Raw genomic sequence first — 17,878 nt, 5'->3', positions numbered from 1 at the left:
GTTCTGCCATGGTGCGAAAGCTCGGCAGCCAATACCAGGCCATCAACTCGCCCTGGGCCGGTTATGCCGTCTACAGTTTTCCGGATGCATCCTGCATCGGAGCTTCCGACCGCCAGCCGCTGATGGACGCCATGAATGGCATCATCGCCGTAAACTGGAAGGCGACGGAGCCGCACTGGACCGCAAGCTCTCCCCCGTTCGACCGCAAGTATAGCCTCATCCTTGTGTTTGACAGCTTGGGACTGGCGGCCTTTTCCGTCTATCGCGTGCTGCAGATGTCATGCGGACCTGCGGTCTATCGCAGCGGCACCGAGGTGCTTCCGGCTCACCAGGGACACGGTCTGTACGGCTTCTTCACTCAGGAAGTGCTGAAGCGTGCAAGCTCAGCAGCAAAGGGAATTGGCGGCCTGTTCTACGGATGGCGGACACGCAATCCAATCGTCTGGGCGGCCAATGCCAAGATCTGCGAGAAAGTGACACCTTCGCTGCTCGACGACATCAGGGATTCCGCCCTGCAGGCAGCCTGCGTCGAGATGTGCGCAACCCTCTATCCCGGCAAACCGCTCGAGGTGCCGGAAATGATCATGCGCGGCGCCTATGGCCACATTAAGCACCACCGGCAAGCTTACCGCGGCACCGCATCCCTGGTCGATGCGGCGATGTCCCGCATGATTCCGGATTCGGCGGATGCACTATTCTCGGTTGGATTTGCGAGGGTGTGATGTCGATGCTGGGTCAGCAAACCGCATACGCCTCGACGGCCTCGCGGCTCGGGGACCGGGCCTATTGGGCCTGGGCGACGGTCGCTGTCGCCTACGCCATCGCCTTCCTGCAGCGCGTCTCGCCGCAATCGGTCAATCTGAGCCTGATGCACGACTTCGGCACCGACGCCGCAGGCGTCGCGATGCTCGCCTCCGGCTACTTCTGGGGCTACACGCTAATGCAGATTCCGGCCGGCCTTCTGGTCGACCGTTACGGCGTCAAGCGCGTGGTGCTGGCCAGCATGGTCGCTTCGTCGCTGGGCAGCGCAGCCTTTGCGCTGGCGCCGAACCTGCCTGATGTCTTCGCAGCGCGCCTGATCGTCGCCTGCGGCGATGCGCTGGTGTTCACCGCGCTCTTGAAGCTGGTCGCGCAGAACTTCTCCGATGAGCGGTTCGGCATCATGTCGGGCATCTCACAGGTGTCGGGATATGTCGGAGGCGTGATCGCGACGACGCCGCTTGCGGCCGCCGTAACGGGCTTCGGGTGGCGCGCCTGCTTTCTGTTCATAGCCGTTGTCGGCCTCGCCAATCTCGTCGCCGCCAAGTTCGCATTAAAACCAAATCCGGTGTCATCCGGCAACAAGACGCTGAAGAGCGTCATCGGCGCCGCACGGCAATCGTTGTCGCATGTCGCCAATTGGGGATGCGCCATGACCTTTGCGTCCCATTTCGCAGTGGTGACGACGCTGTCGGGAGTATGGGGCATTCCGATGGTGGCGCACTTTTTCAACATCTCGCCGACCGCCGCCGGAACGCCGCTGCTTGCCTTCATGATCGGCAACGCCATCGGCTCCATCTTCCTCGGTCACGCAGCCGACCGCGTGGCGGCACTCGACGCAGCACTGATCCGCATTTGCGTGCTCCGCATGATCCTCGTCGCGATGCTGCTGCCGCCGATCGCCAAGGCATTCGGCCTTGTTTATGTCACCGTGGTGTTCACCACGCTCGGCCTGGTCGCCGGCGGAACGGTCCCCCTTGTGCTCAAATGCACCAAGCGGCTCTACACGGCCGACCTCATCGGCGTCGGCGCATCCGTGAACACGACCGCGGCCGGGATCTTTGCCGGCATCGCGCAACCGATCATCGGGTTCGCCATGCTTGTCGCGAGCCAGTTCGCCGTAGTCGATACCGCACATGGCGCAGGTGCGATCGGAGATGCCGGCTACGGCACCTTGATCGCAATTCTGCTGCTCATGTCGCTGCCCGGGATTGCCGGACCGCTTTTGATGAGAGGCAAGCTGATAGTTCAGTAGTGGCGTTAACCTTGTAGGGGGCGTTATGGAGCGTTTGTTCTTGAGAAAAGAAGAAGTCGCGTCGAAATTTGCGGTGAGCAGTTGGCAAAGCGTGATGTTCGCCGAGTTCGAAGCGCAGATGAGCAGCGAAGCGAGACCGTTCCCCTGCGTGTTCGGCGTAGCCGGTTATCGCCAGGACCAGCTCCGCTACCTATTCCTCGATCCGTACGACGTCGAAGTACTCGGAGAACAGCTCGCGCATTATGTCTCGCAGGCCCGCTCGTTCGGCCCCAATACTTCGCTGATCATGTTTACGCGGCCGCGCCCGGTACAAACGCTTGACGCCTATTATCGCAAGATGTGGTCGACGCTCGACCAGCTTGCGCGGCTGGACAAGTCTGCTTGGCCAAACGACATTCCTGAACAGTTGGACGATCCGATGTGGGAATTCTCCTTCGCCGGCGAACCGATCTTCGTGGTGTGCACGACGCCCGCGCATGTGATGCGCCAGAGCCGTCGCTCCAGCGCGTTCATGCTGACCTTCCAGCCGCGGTGGGTGTTCGAAAAGATCCTCGGAACGGAAAAGGCGGCCAATGCGGCATTCGCGGAAGTGCGCAAACGGCTCATTCCCTACGACAGCACCAGTCCCTCGCCGCTGCTCGGACGCTACGGCGCGACCAACGGGCGCGAGTACCAGCAATATTTCCTGCAGGACGACAACCATTCCGTAGGGGGCTGCCCCTTCGCCAAGCTCGCGCAGAACAAGTCGGCTCACACCAGCAACACGGAGCAAGCGGCATGACCAGGATTGTGACAGCTCAGAAGACCGAATTCGCGATCGATCCGGCGATCCTCAACCTGCTTCCGGAACAAGGCTCGATCGAACTGCAGCATGACGTTGCGGGCAAGGTCCATAGCTTCCACACCCATCCGGTCGACGAGATCCTGATGATCATCACCGGCAGACTGAATTTCACCTGGGATGGCGGTCAGCGCATCGTCAGCGCCGGCGATACCATCTTTCTCCCGGCCGGCACGGTCCACCAATCGGAAGCGCTCGAAGGCGGTGCGGTCTATGCAATCGCGACCCAGCCACCCGCCAATATGGCGCGGAACTGATCGTTTCGCTCGACGGAGCTCCGAGCTATCTACTGCAGCTCCGCAACACAACTGGATTGTTAATCCACTTATTAAGAGAGGAAGAATTTATGGCATATCCGGGCAAACGCGACGGCTTGGCGAAGAAGGTTGAAACCGCAGCCCAGGAGGCCGAACGCCTCGGTCTGACCACGGCCACCTTGATACTGCGGATGGCGCGGCTCGAGATCGACCGGGCCGAGCACAAGGAAGCGGACGAGAGGCCAAACAACAAACTCCGCAGCAAGCCGAACTGAAGCTGTAGCTTGGCTGGCTCGAAAAGCGAGATCGGCCCAAGGCTACAGCGTTTTCGAGCGAAGTGGATGCCGGTTCGCGTGAAGAAAACGCGTCAAAACAAGAATCTAGAGCTCCGGTTCTGATTCAGTCAGAACCGAATATGCTCTAGAGATCGCCGGCGGAGCGTGCCCAGGCCGATCCGCCAGACGATGGTCCGCTTAGTCCGTCTTCCCGAACGCTCCAGCTTTCTTCAGCGCCGCGATACGGCCGTCGTCATAGCCGAGCGTGGTGCGCAGCACGTCGCTGGTGTGCTGGCCAAGCAGCGGCGCGGCAACCGGGTCGACGGTCGGCGTAACGCTCATCCCGATCGGCGTCTCGATATTGGGAACGAATCCAGCAGTCGGGTGCGGAATCCTGCTGAGGCGATCACGGTCGCGCACTTCCGGCGCATTGAATCCCTGCTCGACCGTGCGCAGATAGCCGACCGGAATATTGGCCTTCTTCATCTTCGCCATCCAGTTTTCGAGCCGGTCGGTGGCAAAGATGCCGGCAATGATCGCGCGCAGCTTCTCTCTGTTTGCGGTCCGGTTCTTGCGGTGCGCGAAATCGGGATGGGTGATGAGATCCGGCCGGTCGAACACTTCGGTGACGAGGCGGCGGTACAGCCGGTCGTTGGCGCAGGCCATGTAGAGCGGACCATCGGCGGCCTGGTAGAGACCGACCGTTGGCGAACCGTTTGGCGAATTGCCGAAGCGACCAGGATTCTGGCCGCTGATCAGATAGGCCATGCCGTAAAATCCGGTCATCGCTACCGCCATATCGATCAGCGCGACCTCGACATGCTGGCCACGCCCGAGCCGGTCGCGTGCCAGCAATGCAAGCAGGATCGCATTGCAGGCCGACATGCCGGTTGCCATGTCGACGATCGGCGGACCTGTCCGTACGGGCTCGCCATCGGGAAAACCGTTCAGCGACATGAAGCCGCTTTCGGCCTGCGTGATCGGATCGAACCCCGGTCGCAGGGCAAACTCGCCCTTGCGGCCATAGGCCGAGATCGAGCAATAGATCAGTCGCGGATTGCTCGGCGCCACCGAAGCATAGTCGAGGCCGAACTTCTTCATCACGCCGCCGGAGAAATTCTCCACCACGACATCAGCCTTGGCGATGAGCTCGCGCACCACCTCGAGCGCTGCGGGATTGGTGAAGTCGAGCGCAATACCCCGCTTGTTGCGGTTGAGGCTGAGATAGGCCGCGCTCTCGCCGCCGATTTCCGCATGCTCATAGGCGCGCGTGTCGTCGCCACCGTCTGGATTTTCGATCTTGATGACCTCCGCGCCGAAGTCGGCAAGCGTCTGCGTACAGGCGGGACCGGCAACCACGCGGGTGAAATCGATAACCAGCAGACCATCGAGGGCGGCCGGTTCGCCCTTTGCGCGCGGCGCGCGCTCGGGCAATTGTGGTCCAGCGGTCATGGCTCAGCGCTTCCTCTTATTGTCAGTTATTGGGCAAACGCCCACCGTTGCCGGCAAAGGCGACGCCACCACTTTCTAGCGGAAGCACCAAGGTCAGGCCAAACCTGGATTTTGCAGAGCGGGATATCAGGCTGACATGGCTACCAGTTCAGACCGGCGATATTCCGCGGCAAGAAAGAGCATCAGGCCCGACCGAGCCTCACTGCTGCTTTTCCCAGAACTGCAACAGTCCCTGCGAAGCCGAGCCGCCGATCACGCAGGGGATGCCGATCGCGACCTGCCCGAGCGCCGCAGCCGAGACGCACCCAAGCGAAAGCGCACCGACGCCAACCTGGCCCCAGAAGTCCAGATTGCGCCGGCTATCGGAGCCTTTGGCCTTGAGTTCATCGACGGCAGCAAGGGCATCCTTGCGCAGCGCCGCGATCTCCACCGTATCGGCCGCATCGACGACCTCCGCGAGCGGCGCCTTGATCGGCGGTTTCTGCCGCGCCAGTTCGTTGCGCAGGAATTCACGCAGGCTGGCGTCGCGGATCGCATAGCTTGCCAGCGTATAGCGCGCCATGCTGCCGACCGTGAGCTTGTCAACGGTATCACGGCTCCTGCTCCACGGCAGCATTTCGATGATGCGCTGGATCGGAACATGGGAGCCGGTCGCAAAATAATATCCCCATAGCGTGTCAAGGAGATCCTGGTTGGAGGCAAAGGTCAGCTTTGTGTTCAGCTTCCTCTCCTCCTTGGAGAACGGATTGCGCGTAAACGCGACGCGCAGCTTGTCCATCATCCCGGGAGTCGCCTCCTCGAGTGGAATATTGTTGAGTGTCGGCAGCCTGCCCGAAAGGTAGCTGTCAATCATCACGCGGCGCCCTGGCATTCGCGCCGCGACCCTGCGCAGGATATTCCGCCAGTCAACCAGCCCGGAATAGGCGATTGCGCGCACGATCACCCATTCATCTTCCGGCGCGACGGGGAAGAAACTCGCAACCAGTTGCTCGGCCTTTTCCGGATTGGAGCCGATCGCACCGGCGATAAAGCCGAGATAGATGCCGGCATTTTCCGGCTCCTTGAAGCTTTGCGAATGGAAGAGAATGCGCACCGCGGCCGGCACATGGGCGTAGTCCGGCTTGGCGCGATAATTATAGATCCACTGCTGGACCACGGCGAGCGAGGCGCGCGGGTCGATGTCCGGCGTCTTCTCCGCATGCGCCGATTGCATCAGCAGCAGGGAGCTTACGACGAGAGCTGCGTAACGCATCCGGCACTCCTGGCGAGCGTTGATGTATCACCGCACCAACATCTCGGACTTTGTGCTGCAAAGCATGATGCGGCCATTACGACAATTCTGAGAACGGCCAGGTTAAATATGCGCGCTCAAATTATGGCGGGCGGCCAATTCCAGCCTGCAACTCACCCCAGATGCGACATCGTTTTGCCCGGCACCGGCAATTCGATATCGCCGGTCAATGGGAGACCGCAAGGGACGTGAAGCTCGAGCGCATCACGCTGTATCGGCAACCATCGAGGCTGCGCCTGATCGGCTCGGTGCTTGTCGCCGCCGCAGCCCTGTTGAACGCGGCCGCACCGCTTGCCGCCGAGGGCGTGCCGGCGCCAACAGCGACAATTATCCTCGAAGGCAATCGCCGGGTCGAGGCCGATACCGTACGCTCCTACTTTCATCCAGGGCCGGACGGCCGGCTCGATGAAGCCGCGCGCGATGAAGCCTTGAAGGCGCTGGTCGCAACGGGCCTGTTCGAGAAAGTCTCGATCGAGCGTACCGGCGATGGTCTGACGGTGCGTGTAGCGGAAGCGCCAATCCTCGACCGTGTCGCCTTCGAGGGTAACAGGAAGATAAAGGATGCCGATCTCGCCGCCGCGATCGCGTCCAAGCCGCACGGCAGCCTGCAGCGCGCAACGGTACAGTCGGACGTCGGCCGTATCATCGAAGCTTACCGCCATGTCGGTCGCGACGACGTCCGCGTCGCGCCCGAGATCATCGACCGCGGCAACGGCCGCGTCGATCTCGTTTATGTGATCACGGAGGGTGCGAAAACGCCCGTACGCCAGATCAAGTTTGTCGGCAATCGGACATTCGGCGCACGCCAGCTCAACGCCGTGATCAAGACGTCGGCCACCAACATGCTCAGTTTTCTGACCGGCGGCGACGTCTACGATCCGGACCGCGTCGCGCAGGATCAGGAGCAGTTGCGTCTCTATTATCGCAGCAAGGGCTATGCGGATGCCGCCGTTCGCTCGGCAACGGCCGAATACGATCCAGCGGCCAAGGGATTTGCAGTCACTTTTGTGATCGATGAAGGCCCACTCTATCACTTCGGCGATGTCAGCATCGCCTGCAACATTCCCGGGCTCGATCCGCAAAAACTGCGCGGGGTCGCGCTCGCTCGCGCCGGCGCGGTGTTTGACGGCAACGCGCTGGACGAGAGCACCGAACTCCTTGCCGTCGAGATGGCCAAGCTCGGTTATCCCTTTGCGCGGGCGGTGACGCGCATCGCACGCGATGCCGCCGCACAGCGGATCGATGTCACGTTCGTGATCGACCAGGGGCCGCGCACCTATGTCGAGCGCATCGAGATCCACGGCAACACCCACACGCGCGACTATGTGATCCGACGCGAGTTCGACATCGCCGAGGACGATCCCTACAACAAGACGCTGATCGATCGCGCGGAGCGGCGATTGAAGAACTTGAACTACTTCAAGACCGTCAAGATCACCAATCGGCCCGGCTCAACGCCTGACCGCGTCGTGCTCGATGTCGAGACCGTGGAGCAGGCAACCGGCGAGTTCAACATCTCCGGCGGCTACTCGAGTACTGACGGCGCGCTGGTCGAGGTCAAGGTGGGCGAGCGCAATTTCTATGGGACCGGAAAGAACGTTCAGGCCTCTGCGAGCTATGGCCAATACGCCCGCGGCATCGACCTCGCGGCATCAGAGCCCTATTTCCTCGGCACCAAGGTGTCGGCGGGAATCGAACTGTTCGGCCGGCAGAGCGAGGTGAGCAGCTATCAGTCCTATAACAGCACGACCTATGGCTCGACCCTGCAATTGGGCACGCCGATCACCGAGCAGATCGGCGTGCAATGGCGTTACTCGATCTACAACCAGGACATCTCGCTCGGCCCGACCAGCTCCGGCTTGCCCCCTTCCCGCGCAGTCCAGCAGGCCGCCGCTAATGGGCCAGCCTGGGTCTCCGCCGTTGGTTCGACCTCGACCTACAGCACGCTCGACAACAACAAGAGCCCTACGAGCGGATTGAGGTCGCAACTGAGCCAGGATCTGGCCGGCCTCGGCGGTGACGTGAAGTTCCTGCGGACCAGCGAAGACGCGCGCTACTATCAATCACTCGCGGGCGACCTCGTCGGCATGGTCCGCGCTCAGGGCGGCTACGTCACCGGCTGGGGCGGTCAGCAGGTGCCGCTGATGAACAGCTTTTTCGGCGGCCCGACCATGGTCCGGGGCTTTGCCACCAACGGCTTCGGCCCACGTGATCTGACGCCCGGCACCACCATGGATAACGTCGGCGGCAGTGCCTATTGGGCGACGACGGCGGAACTACAGAGCGGAATTCCCGGCGTGCCGGACGAATACGGCCTCAAGGCATCGGCTTTCGTCGATGCCGGAAGTGTATTCCGTTATACCGGTCCGACCAGTGTGGGCGGCACCGCGCTGCAAGTTGGCAATAAAAACGTCGTGCGCTCCTCGGTCGGCATGGGCCTCACTTGGGCCTCCCCCTTCGGTGCCCTCACCGTTGACTATGCCTTGCCATTGACCAAAGCCGCCTATGACGTGGTGCAGCCGCTCCGCTTCAGCGCTGGAGGCTTTTGACGGGAACGGGATGCGGCGTCGCAAAGCCGTAGATTAGCGCCAGCCGGTCGAGACATTCCTTGAGGCGCCGCGCAAAGTAATCGTTCCAGCGCTGGGTTCGCAGTCCCCGCCGCTCGCCGACCTGCTCCATGGTCATGCCGAGGATCAGGACTTCGTGCACCAGTGCCGAACCGTCGGCGCCGAGTTCGCGCTCGACCCGGTTGAGCCGCGATACCGCCCTGCGCTGGGCCTCGGTGATCGGCTCGCGCTGCGTGCCGCCATCGACATATTCCCTGGTCGTGTCGACCGCGCGCGGCCCACGCTCGGCCTTCTCCCAATCACTCTGAAACGCGCGGCCACCTCGAAACTGGGTATCATCGATCTGACGGTGCGAATGCAGGCGTCCGAGCGGATCGTTGCGGACCGAGCGCAGCGCAACGACTTTGTCTCCAGGCTCGAGCGCAAGTGGATCGTCGACCTCAACGGTAGCGACTTCGGCGTTGTACGGCAAATCCTGGGCGCGGCGGTCATGTGCTCTTGCGGGATGATATGGTTTCTTGCGTTTGGCGCGCGGCATGGCTTAGCTCCTTCAGGGCAAAATTCAACCGGGACCATCTCGCCGGCGGCAAGACGGATCGCTAGCAAGATGGATGAGGTGGGAGACGCGTACGCCGCTATGCCGGCTCGCTTAGGTGCAGCGGCGCGGTGCTCTGTAGCGGCTCCGTCTCGAGCTCCGGATTGCGGCTCAAGTGGAAATGGGGCGTGCAATAGCTTGAGCCTGGCCGCCTCCGATGACCACAAAACGTGATGGGTTCGCCATCGCTGTCACCGCCATAGGGGTATCGGCAATCTCCGTATTCGAGCTCCACCAGCGAAAGGTGGCGCGGCGCGATCTCGACACAACGGAGCTCGACCTGCGGCGCCTTCTCGAACACGGGCATCGGCCAAGGGAATTCGATCGATCTTGGCTGGCGTTCCCGCGGCTCGCTCGACCTGTTCAACTGCGGCACTGGCGTCGGCCGCGGCGTCACCGGTGGCGAACCGTCCGGCGTCGACGGGCCGAGCCGCCTGGCCCGGCCGATCGCGGCGCTTCTCGTATAGTCGGTGTTGAATCTGGCGTTGATCGTCTTGGCAATCTTCGCAAAGCTCATGCCTTGGGCGAGATATTCCCGCAACGCGTCCGAATGTTCGGGCGCCCAGCCTGTCACTTCCATTGTTGATTCTTGTCCTTCCCTTCGGCGCCCGACGCCTCACCCGCCAATTTCTGATATTCCGAAATGAAGTCAAGCTTGATTTCTGATTATCAGAATTGCTACGCTTTCTGGGGATTCGAAAGGATACGCCATGCTGGACGCCAGATTGATCGAGCGGGGCCTGCGGAAGCCAGGCAAGACCAAGGGTGGGCTCGCGCAGGCGATGGGTGTTCGCCCCGGCGCTGTTTCCGAAATCCTCTCCGGGATACGCCTGATCAAGGCGTCCGAGATTGCACCGATCATGGAATATCTCGAGCTCAACTCGGTGCCGGTCATGGGGCGTGTCGGTGCCGGCGCGTCGATCGAGCCGGAATATGAGCAGGTGCCGCCCGAGGGGCTCGGTGAAGTCGAGTTGCCCTTCCCGATCGCAGAAGAAATCATCGCATTCGAAGTATCGGGCGATTCCATGCTGCCGAAATACGAAAATGGCGACATCATTGTCGTCTATCGCGAGCAGCGACATCCGCTCTCGAGCTTCTATGGGGAAGAGGCTGCCGTTCGCCTGAAGACCGGCGAGCGCTATCTGAAGACGATCGAGCGCGGAAAGTCGCCGACGGTAGTCAACCTCACGAGCTTCAACGCCAAGCCGATCAACGGGGTGAAGCTCGAATGGATCGGCGAAATTTGCGTGACCCTGCCGCGAGGCCAGATCGAGCGACTGCGCAGCAAGGCGGCCGCACGGTCCCGCAAAGCCGCCAAGACGCAGGGGTCTCGGACGCCGGAGAAATAGACGGCCCAATTTCTGATTTTCCGAAATTACACTTGACAAATTTCCGATTTTCGGAAATTATGTCGCCATCGACTCCTGTCGAGAGAGGTGGCCAATTTGGCCGACATGCAGTATTTCGTCGTGATGATCGATTACGGCCGGCGCGGCCGCGAGGCCGTCGTTGATCCCGAAATCACAAGGCGCGAGGTCATCGCGCGGGTTGTATCGGGCGAATACAGGAATATCAGCTTCATCCACGAAATCTCCGATTCGGTTGTCGAGGACGTGACGGCCGATATTCTCGCCGAGGCCGCCCTCCCCGACGTCAGCGCGGCCGAAGCCGACCTGCAGGCGAGCACCTTCGACCATCGCCGCGATCTGCGCAAGCACGAGCAAGCATGATCGGCCCTTCACATGAATCGCGATGAATCACATTCCAATTTCGAAAACGTGATCGTCCGCGGCTTTAATTCGTCAGCTGCAGATCAAATATCTTCGACCAAACGGCTATTCGGAGTAGCGGCGGGGTGCGATGGATTCGCGATTCGCTGCTCCGAATTTGTGAAGTCTTGCTCTCAATGAATCCATATGTGAAGGCTGAGATCGCGGCGCGCGACGGCGATCTACGCATATTCCTTCTGCTCGGCATCGCGACCTGGTCCCTGTTCCTGGATCATATTCCGCACAACGCCGTCAGTGCGTTGACCTTGCGGAACTTTGGATTCAGCGGGGCGACCGAGCTGTTTGTATTTGTGATCGGCTATGCCGCTGCGATCATGTACGGGAAGATCGTTGTGGAACGTGGCTTCGTCGTGGGAGCGACCCGTGTGCTCAAGCGGGTATGGCAGCTCTACGCAGCCTATGTGGTGCTGTTCGTCGTCTACGTCGACCTGATCGGATATGTCGCGGCCCAATCCGCCGCGCCCGATCTCTTCGCCGAATTCAACATCACCGACTTCATCGAGCACCCGATACGCGTAATCGTCCGCGGCTTGCTGCTGCAGGCCAAGCCGCTCAACCTGGACGTATTGCAGCTCTTCATCGTCCTCATGGCGTTCCTTCCCGCCGTGCTCTTCGGCATGATGCGCTGGCCGCGCCTGACGATGCTTGGATCCTTTGCACTCTATCTGTCGGCGCGGCACTTCGACTGGAATCTGACCGCCTTTCCGGAGGGAGGCTGGTATCTCAATCCGTTCTGCTGGCAATTGCTGTTCGTGCTGGGCGCTTGGTTCGCGGTCGGTGGCGCAGGAGATGCACACCTGGTTCGCGCCATGCAGAAGCTTCCGGCCTTGCGCGTCACCGCGTTGACCTACCTGCTCGTCGCTCTGACGATCATGTCGGCCGGGAAATCACCTGCGCTGGCGGAAATGATACCCAGTTCGGTGCTCGATGCCTTTCCGCCCAACGACAAGGCGAACCTCGCTCCCTATCGGGTGCTGCACCTGCTCGCAATGGCGTTCTTCTTCACCATGCTGATACCTCGCGACTGGTACGGACTTCAATTGCAGGCGGTGCAGCCCCTCATCAAATGCGGCGAGGAATGGCTGGCGGTGTTCTGCTCCGGCATCTTCCTTTCATTTGCCGGGCACCTGGTTCTGATCACAGGCCCCAAGTCGCTGGCGATGCAGGTGCTGGTCAGCGCCGCCGGCATTCTCGGCATGACCTGCGTCGCCTATTACGCGTCCTGGTCCAAGCGGCAGGACCACAAATCCGCGGTCGGCGTGCGATCCTGATGCAGCTTCATGGAGGCGTGCGGCGCTAGCGCTGCATCTGCATGATCTGGTCCATCGGCATCATGTTCTGATTGAGGTTCGCCATGATCCATAGCGAGCCGCCAATCACCAGGAAGACGATGAGCACGCCGAAGGCAAGCGCCATCACGTTGTTGGTGTTGTCAGGACCGGTCGTGAGGTGAAGGAAGAAGACCAGATGCACGCCCATCTGGGCGATCGCCAGCACGATAATGGCGACGGGAATGCTCGGCTGCCAGACCAGATCGGTGCCGGCAATAAAGAACGAGGTCGCCGTCAGCAGGAGCGCAAGGCCGAGGCCGGTGACATAGCCGAGTACGCGCAGGCCAACGCCGCCTTCGCGTTCGTCGCCCGGCGCCAGATCGATGCGGTGCTGGTCCGAGGTTTGATCGCTCATGGCTTGCTCCCGAGCAGATAGACCACCGAAAATACCGCGACCCAGATGATATCGAGGGCGTGCCAGAACAGCGCAAAGCACATGATGCGTCGCCCGATGTCGGCCCGAAAGCCCTTGGCGACCACTTGCGCCATCATCGTCAGCAGCCAGAGGATGCCGGCAGAGACATGCAGGCCATGGCAACCGACCAGGCTGAAGAAGGCGGTCAGAAACGCGCTGCGCGTCGGCCCCGCACCGCGTGCGACCAAGTCCGCAAACTCCCGTCCCTCAAGATAGAGAAAGGCGAGCCCGAGGACGCAGGTTGCCGCCATGCTCACCTGGAACCAGAGCTTGTTTCGGACGTCAGCCGCGATGTTGGCGAGCCCGCAGGTGAAACTCGACAGCAACAGCAAGACGGTCTCGATCGCGACTCTCCTGAGATCGAACAGTTCGGCTCCCTTCGGCCCCTCTGCGGTCTGGTCAACCAGGACCGCATAGGTCGCGAAGAAGCACGAGAACATGACGATGTCGCTGAGCAGGAATATCCAGAAGCCGAAGCCTGTGACGATCCGCTTCGGTGCCGGTCCCGCGTGCGCGACCGCGGCATGCGCGATCCCGCGCAGACGGTGCGGATCGGCTTGAGCGTATGCCAGCGTCGTGTCGGCCATGGCTCAGGCTCCCGCCAGGCTAGTCAGGGCGCGCCGCTCTTCGATATTGGCGCGGTCGATGCGCGCCACCTCCTTCGCGGGGATGACGTATTCGTCATGGTCCCGCCATGCGAATGCGACGAAGGTGGCGAAGGCGCCGAGCGCGCCGGCCGCGACCATCCACCAGATGTGCCAGATCAACGCAAAGCCCATGATGGTCGCGAAGAAGGCGCACACGAAGCCGGTCGGGGAATTGCGCGGCATCTCGATGTCCTTGTAGTCGAGCTCGCGCTTCTCGAGGCCCTGCTGCTTGGCATGCGCCTTCAATGACCAGTAGGCATCTTCGCCGGTCACATCAGGTGAAATTGCGAAATTGAATGCCGGCGGCGGCGAGGCTGTTGCCCATTCCAGCGATCGCCCATCCCAGGGATCGCCGGTGCGGTCACGCAGCTCTTCGCGATGACGAATGCTGACGGTGAGCTGCATGATCTGGAAGATGATTCCGATCAGGATAATGACGGCGCCGGCGGCCGCGACCAGGAGCCACGGCCGCCATTCCGCGACGTCGTAGTGCTGCATTCGCCGCGTCATGCCGAGAAAGCCGAGCGCATAGAGCGGCATGAACGCGACGTAAAACCCGATCAGCCAGCACCAGAACGCCGCCTTGCCGAGCCCCTCATGCAGGCGGAAGCCGAACGCCTTTGGAAACCAGTAGGCATAGCCCGCGAAAGCGCCGAACAGCACGCCGCCGATGATCACATTGTGAAAGTGAGCGACCAGGAACAGGCTGTTGTGAAGCAGGAAATCGGCCGGCGGCACGGCGACCAGCACGCCGGTGAGGCCACCGAGGATGAACGTCACCATGAAGCCGATCGCCCACAGCATCGGCGTGTCGAACCGCACCCGTCCACCATACATCGTGAACAGCCAGTTGTAGATCTTCACGCCGGTCGGCACCGCGATGATCATACTGGCGATCCCGAAGATCGCATTGACATAGGGACCGGCACCCATGGTGAAGAAATGGTGCAGCCACACCATGAAGGAGATGACGCAGATCGCCATGGTTGCGAGCACCATGGACCGATAGCCGAACAGCGGCTTGCCCGAAAACGTCGAGACCACCTCGGAGAAGATTCCGAACGCGGGCAGTACAAGGATGTAGACCTCGGGGTGACCCCACGCCCAGATCAGGTTCATGAACATCATCACGTTGCCGCCGGCCTCATTGGTGAAGAAATGGAAGCCGAAATAACGGTCGAGAATCAGCATCGCCAGCGTTGCTGTCAGGATCGGAAACGCCGCCACGATCAACAAACTCGAGGCGAGCGTGGTCCAGCAGAACATTGGCATCCGCAGATAGGTCATGCCCCTGGTGCGCAGCTTCAGCACCGTGGTAACGAGATTGATGCCGGCAACCAGCGTGCCGACGCCGGAGATCTGAAGCGCCCAGAGATAATAGTCGACGCCGACACCCGGCGAATAAGTGAGTCCCGACAGCGGCGGATAAGGCAGCCATCCGGTGCGCGCGAACTCGCCCACCACCAGCGAGATGTTGACCAGCAGCGCGCCTGTTGCGGTGAGCCAGAAGCCGACGGAATTCAAGGTCGGAAACGCCACGTCCCGCACGCCGAGCTGCAGCGGCACCACCAGATTCATCAGCCCGATCACGAACGGCATCGCCACGAAGAAGATCATGATGGTGCCGTGCGCGGAGAATATCTGGTTGTAGTGCTCCGGCGGCAGATAGCCTTGCGACTGGAAGGCAACTGCCTGCTGCGATCGCATCATGATAGCGTCGGAGAAGCCGCGCAGCAGCATGACCATGGCGAGCAAGGTATACATCACACCGATCCGCTTGTGATCGACGCTGGTGATCCATTCGCGCCAGAGATATGGCAGGTGGCCGGCAAGGACGACCCAGGCGAGGACTCCGAGGATCACGAGTGCGACCACGCCCGAGGCGATCATCGGAATCGGCTGATCGATCGGAATCGCGGACCAGTTCAGCTTACCGAACATCTTGGCCTCCGATATGCGACTGCGCGCTTTCTGACGTCAGCTTCGGTCCCGGCCCCGGGGGTATCTCCTGGGTCACGATGGCGTTGAACAGCCGCGGATCCTCGAGCCGATAGGTCGATGTCACGGTCTCGACTGACTGCTGGGCGAGCTTTCCATAGCTCTCCGCATTCAAGACACGATTGGTCTGGGCGGTGCGTGCCACCCAATCAGGAAACTCGAGTTGCGGTACGACCTGAACGTCGAACATCATATTGGGAAAGCCATCCCCGCTGAAATGAGACGACAGGCCCTGAAGGGTACCCTGATTGTCGGCGCGCAGCTTCAACCGCGTCACCATCCCGTTCATCGTATAGATCATGCTGCCAAGCTGCGGGATGAAGAACGCGTTCATCACGCTGCCGGAGGTCAACTCAAGATCAAGGGGAGAGCCGACCGGTACCGTCAGCGTGTTGACCGTTGCGATCCCCTGGTCCGGATAGATGAAGAGCCACTTCCAATCGAGCGACACGACCTGGATGCGGACCGGCGCGCCGGTCCCATCGATGGGCCGGGCGGGATCGAGCTGATGCGATCCAATCCACGCCACCCCGCCAAGCAGGATGATCGTCAGCGTCGGTATTGACCACACCACGAGCTCGAGGCGGCCGGAATAAGCCCAATGAGGTTGATAGGTCGCCCGTGGATTGGACTCGCGAAACCAGAATGCAAAGGCAAAGATTGCCGCGATCGTCGGCAGGACGATCGCCAGCATGATCCCGACCGAGTCGATCAGAATTGTCTTCTGCGCAGCGGCGATCGGACCTTGCGGATCGAAGATGTTCATCGCGAAGCCGTGACCGTGTTGTTGCTACAGCGGGGTGTTGGAACGACACTTCGGCGGACGAGATCGGCTTGGTCGGAATCAAGGCAACGGCGCCGGGTCCCGACGGGAAGACTCATACACTGACTTTAGAGGTTCATTGCGGGATTGTCCGATCAAATTTCAACCGCCTCGCGGCGATCAGCGGGCTCGATCGTTCATTTTTGAAAAAAGGCGGCGCAGTTTGCTCTCGCAGCATCTGGGCTTGTTCCGAGCATCCGCGTCGCCAGCCGCCCCACGGGCGTCCTCAATCTCCCGGAAATGCGCGTCTCAAGCGCGCCTCGCTTTGGCGCAGCATGGCCGGGTCCAGCTTTCCCTGTCTGGACGCGTCCAGCGCGCAGGCAAAGATGCGATAGAACTGCGCGCCGTCGAATGCGACCAGGAGCATGTCGACGCCGGCATTCAGCGCCTCGACGACGGCATCGCAGACACTGTGCTGGTAGATCGCTCCCATCACCAGGTCATCCGTCATCACGATGCCCTGATAATTCCATTTGTTTCGAATGATCCCGTCGACGACGCGCTTTGAGTGCGAGGCCGCATGATCCGGATCGATCGCGGTGAGCGTCACATGGCCGACCATGAGCTGTGCCTTTGAGTTCGCCAGCACATCCCGGAACGGACGCCAGTCGGACGCTTCCAATTCATCCGCCGATGTGCTGAGCTCCGCGCTGAAGTGAAGGGTATCGGCACGCACGCGGCCCAAGTCGGGAAAATGCTTGACGGTCGCGCCAACGCCGAACGCTTCGAGGCCGTGAACATAAGCCTGCGCGATCTCGCCGACGATGGCGGGATCGGCTGAGATCGCCCGACGGCCGATCAGCGTATTGAAATCAAATCGATTGCGTCCGGCCTCCGGCCGCAGGTCGAGCACTGGGGCAAAGTTGAGATTGACCCCGAGCGCCGCCAATTCCTGTCCGTGAATGCGGCCGAATTCTTCGGCCTTCGCCTTCCGTAGGTCCGGCGTCATTTCCGCCAATGTGGCCAGCGCCGGCAGTTTTGTCAGTGGCGGCGACAGATGCGAAACGATGCCGCCTTCCTGGTCGGCCGCGACGATCAAGGGCGGCAGCCCTGCAGCGCGCCGCTTGTCCTGAAGGGCTGCGATCTCGGCTTTCAACGCCTCCGCCGACTTTCGCCGCAGATTGTGCTTGCTGACATAGATGCCGCCGATCAACCCCTTCTCCGCCAGCACTGTCACCGCTGAGACCGACGAATAGCCGACCATGAAGTGCGGCCCAAGGCTGCGCACCTGCACAGTATCGACCTGCAACACCTCGCGCTTGCGCAGCTCGAACGTAAGATGCGCGCCCAGCATCAGAAGCGGCGGCAGGCACCAGAACAGGACCAGCAATCTTCGCGAAAACCCTTGCCGCCAGGAGCCGCGAAGCAGCAGGACAACGACCACCACACCGCTCGTGACCACGAGCACGATGTTTCCCGTTCCGCGCAGCACGGCGAGATAGGGCTCGTTCTTGTTAGCGGCGACAAGGGCGAGCACCAACCCGGCGAACCAGAGCCCGATGATAACGACACGATTTCGAAATTTCATGGTTGGCGACGCCGCGTGTAAAACAACAGACCCCGCCCCTATCAAATGCACACA

Annotated in this window: 18 protein-coding genes; 9 read left to right on the top strand and 9 right to left on the bottom strand. The window is 61.3% G+C overall.

The genetic code is table 11. The features are described 5' to 3' along the window. The first annotated feature begins 8 nt into the window (after positions 1-8). From YY7_RS0120720 to YY7_RS0120700, 5 genes are all read left to right on the top strand, one after another. Positions 9-722: a hypothetical protein gene (locus YY7_RS0120720; protein ID WP_028164890.1), complete on the top strand. Its 714-nt coding sequence runs from the start codon at positions 9-11 to the stop codon at positions 720-722. Continuing rightward, complete coding sequence (locus YY7_RS0120715; RefSeq protein ID WP_028164889.1) at positions 722-2,014, top strand: MFS transporter; 1,293 nt, start codon at positions 722-724, stop codon at positions 2,012-2,014. The genes YY7_RS0120720 and YY7_RS0120715 overlap by 1 nt, the downstream gene beginning before the upstream one ends. Before the next feature lie 40 nt (positions 2,015-2,054). Continuing rightward, a complete protein-coding gene (locus YY7_RS0120710; RefSeq protein ID WP_245287342.1) occupies positions 2,055-2,795 on the top strand; it encodes a YqcI/YcgG family protein in 741 nt (246 codons plus the stop codon). Further along, positions 2,792-3,112 carry a cupin domain-containing protein gene (locus YY7_RS0120705; RefSeq protein WP_028164887.1) on the top strand — a complete coding sequence of 107 codons (321 nt, stop codon included), beginning with the start codon at positions 2,792-2,794 and terminating at the stop codon, positions 3,110-3,112. Before YY7_RS0120710 ends, YY7_RS0120705 begins: the two co-directional genes overlap by 4 nt. Positions 3,113-3,201: 89 nt before the next feature. After that, positions 3,202-3,387, top strand: coding sequence for a hypothetical protein (locus tag YY7_RS0120700; RefSeq protein ID WP_028164886.1), 186 nt, complete (start codon positions 3,202-3,204; stop codon positions 3,385-3,387). A 198-nt stretch (positions 3,388-3,585) separates the two neighbouring features. Here YY7_RS0120700 and YY7_RS0120695 read toward each other — a convergent pair whose 3' ends face one another. Beyond that, entirely contained in the window at positions 3,586-4,839 is a 1,254-nt protein-coding gene (locus YY7_RS0120695; protein ID WP_028164885.1) for a CaiB/BaiF CoA transferase family protein, read from the bottom strand. Between the two features lie 199 nt (positions 4,840-5,038). Next, positions 5,039-6,091 carry a hypothetical protein gene (locus YY7_RS0120690; protein WP_028164884.1) on the bottom strand — a complete coding sequence of 351 codons (1,053 nt, stop codon included), beginning with the start codon at positions 6,089-6,091 and terminating at the stop codon, positions 5,039-5,041. Positions 6,092-6,318: 227 nt separating this feature from the next. On the opposite strand from YY7_RS0120690, the gene bamA reads away from it, so the two are divergent. Continuing rightward, on the top strand, positions 6,319-8,679 hold the full coding sequence (gene bamA, locus YY7_RS52330) for an outer membrane protein assembly factor BamA (protein ID WP_349642667.1): 2,361 nt from the start codon (positions 6,319-6,321) through the stop codon (positions 8,677-8,679). Here bamA and YY7_RS0120680 read toward each other — a convergent pair. Together YY7_RS0120680 and YY7_RS52325 are read right to left on the bottom strand one after the other, a co-directional pair. After that, a complete protein-coding gene (locus tag YY7_RS0120680; RefSeq protein ID WP_028164883.1) occupies positions 8,660-9,235 on the bottom strand; it encodes a DUF6456 domain-containing protein in 576 nt (191 codons plus the stop codon). The two genes, bamA and YY7_RS0120680, sit on opposite strands and share 20 nt — an antisense overlap. Before the next feature lie 97 nt (positions 9,236-9,332). Next, the gene (locus tag YY7_RS52325; protein WP_035690500.1) at positions 9,333-9,872 is read right to left on the bottom strand and encodes a GcrA family cell cycle regulator; all 540 of its coding nucleotides are present in this window, start codon (positions 9,870-9,872) and stop codon (positions 9,333-9,335) included. Between the two features lie 130 nt (positions 9,873-10,002). Here YY7_RS52325 and YY7_RS0120670 point away from each other — a divergent pair, with 130 nt between their 5' ends. The 3 genes from YY7_RS0120670 to YY7_RS0120660 all read left to right on the top strand — a co-directional run bounded on the left by YY7_RS0120670 (position 10,003) and on the right by YY7_RS0120660 (position 12,353). Beyond that, entirely contained in the window at positions 10,003-10,641 is a 639-nt protein-coding gene (locus tag YY7_RS0120670; RefSeq protein ID WP_028164882.1) for a S24 family peptidase, read from the top strand. 105 nt (positions 10,642-10,746) lie between these two features. Then, complete coding sequence (locus YY7_RS0120665) at positions 10,747-11,022, top strand: hypothetical protein (RefSeq protein WP_028164881.1); 276 nt, start codon at positions 10,747-10,749, stop codon at positions 11,020-11,022. A 188-nt stretch (positions 11,023-11,210) separates the two neighbouring features. Beyond that, positions 11,211-12,353: an OpgC domain-containing protein gene (locus tag YY7_RS0120660; protein ID WP_349642666.1), complete on the top strand. Its 1,143-nt coding sequence runs from the start codon at positions 11,211-11,213 to the stop codon at positions 12,351-12,353. A gap of 25 nt (positions 12,354-12,378) precedes the next feature. Here YY7_RS0120660 and cyoD read toward each other — a convergent pair whose 3' ends face one another. The 5 genes from cyoD to YY7_RS52320 all read right to left on the bottom strand — a co-directional run bounded on the left by cyoD (position 12,379) and on the right by YY7_RS52320 (position 17,824). Next, positions 12,379-12,768: a cytochrome o ubiquinol oxidase subunit IV gene (gene cyoD / locus YY7_RS0120655; RefSeq protein ID WP_028164879.1), complete on the bottom strand. Its 390-nt coding sequence runs from the start codon at positions 12,766-12,768 to the stop codon at positions 12,379-12,381. Continuing rightward, positions 12,765-13,415, bottom strand: coding sequence for a cytochrome (ubi)quinol oxidase subunit III (locus tag YY7_RS0120650; protein WP_028164878.1), 651 nt, complete (start codon positions 13,413-13,415; stop codon positions 12,765-12,767). Before YY7_RS0120650 ends, cyoD begins: the two co-directional genes overlap by 4 nt. Positions 13,416-13,418: 3 nt before the next feature. Next, on the bottom strand, positions 13,419-15,416 hold the full coding sequence (gene cyoB, locus YY7_RS0120645) for a cytochrome o ubiquinol oxidase subunit I (protein WP_028164877.1): 1,998 nt from the start codon (positions 15,414-15,416) through the stop codon (positions 13,419-13,421). Beyond that, entirely contained in the window at positions 15,406-16,239 is an 834-nt protein-coding gene (locus YY7_RS0120640) for a ubiquinol oxidase subunit II (protein WP_028164876.1), read from the bottom strand. The genes cyoB and YY7_RS0120640 overlap by 11 nt, the downstream gene beginning before the upstream one ends. Positions 16,240-16,522: 283 nt before the next feature. Beyond that, positions 16,523-17,824: a glycoside hydrolase family 3 N-terminal domain-containing protein gene (locus YY7_RS52320; protein WP_051396821.1), complete on the bottom strand. Its 1,302-nt coding sequence runs from the start codon at positions 17,822-17,824 to the stop codon at positions 16,523-16,525. Positions 17,825-17,878 lie beyond the last annotated feature (54 nt).

Source organism: Bradyrhizobium elkanii WSM2783 (assembly GCF_000472865.1).
Lineage (GTDB): Bacteria > Pseudomonadota > Alphaproteobacteria > Rhizobiales > Xanthobacteraceae > Bradyrhizobium > Bradyrhizobium elkanii_A.
Note: the sequence above shows the minus strand (reverse complement) of the source record. Positions and strands in the feature narration are given on the sequence as shown.

What these genes read in the sequence shown, in the direction of transcription:
- YY7_RS52320 (WP_051396821.1), bottom strand. Translation starts at nt 17,824, where the DNA reads ATGAAATTTCGAAATCGTGTCGTTATCATCGGGCTCTGGTTCGCCGGG.
- cyoD (WP_028164879.1), bottom strand. Translation starts at nt 12,768, where the DNA reads ATGAGCGATCAAACCTCGGACCAGCACCGCATCGATCTGGCGCCGGGC.
- YY7_RS0120705 (WP_028164887.1), top strand. Translation starts at nt 2,792, where the DNA reads ATGACCAGGATTGTGACAGCTCAGAAGACCGAATTCGCGATCGATCCG.
- YY7_RS0120650 (WP_028164878.1), bottom strand. Translation starts at nt 13,415, where the DNA reads ATGGCCGACACGACGCTGGCATACGCTCAAGCCGATCCGCACCGTCTG.
- YY7_RS0120640 (WP_028164876.1), bottom strand. Translation starts at nt 16,239, where the DNA reads ATGAACATCTTCGATCCGCAAGGTCCGATCGCCGCTGCGCAGAAGACA.
- YY7_RS0120700 (WP_028164886.1), top strand. Translation starts at nt 3,202, where the DNA reads ATGGCATATCCGGGCAAACGCGACGGCTTGGCGAAGAAGGTTGAAACC.
- YY7_RS0120680 (WP_028164883.1), bottom strand. Translation starts at nt 9,235, where the DNA reads ATGCCGCGCGCCAAACGCAAGAAACCATATCATCCCGCAAGAGCACAT.
- YY7_RS52325 (WP_035690500.1), bottom strand. Translation starts at nt 9,872, where the DNA reads ATGGAAGTGACAGGCTGGGCGCCCGAACATTCGGACGCGTTGCGGGAA.
- cyoB (WP_028164877.1), bottom strand. Translation starts at nt 15,416, where the DNA reads ATGTTCGGTAAGCTGAACTGGTCCGCGATTCCGATCGATCAGCCGATT.
- YY7_RS0120670 (WP_028164882.1), top strand. Translation starts at nt 10,003, where the DNA reads ATGCTGGACGCCAGATTGATCGAGCGGGGCCTGCGGAAGCCAGGCAAG.
- YY7_RS0120665 (WP_028164881.1), top strand. Translation starts at nt 10,747, where the DNA reads ATGCAGTATTTCGTCGTGATGATCGATTACGGCCGGCGCGGCCGCGAG.
- YY7_RS0120715 (WP_028164889.1), top strand. Translation starts at nt 722, where the DNA reads ATGTCGATGCTGGGTCAGCAAACCGCATACGCCTCGACGGCCTCGCGG.
- YY7_RS0120695 (WP_028164885.1), bottom strand. Translation starts at nt 4,839, where the DNA reads ATGACCGCTGGACCACAATTGCCCGAGCGCGCGCCGCGCGCAAAGGGC.
- YY7_RS0120720 (WP_028164890.1), top strand. Translation starts at nt 9, where the DNA reads ATGGTGCGAAAGCTCGGCAGCCAATACCAGGCCATCAACTCGCCCTGG.
- YY7_RS0120690 (WP_028164884.1), bottom strand. Translation starts at nt 6,091, where the DNA reads ATGCGTTACGCAGCTCTCGTCGTAAGCTCCCTGCTGCTGATGCAATCG.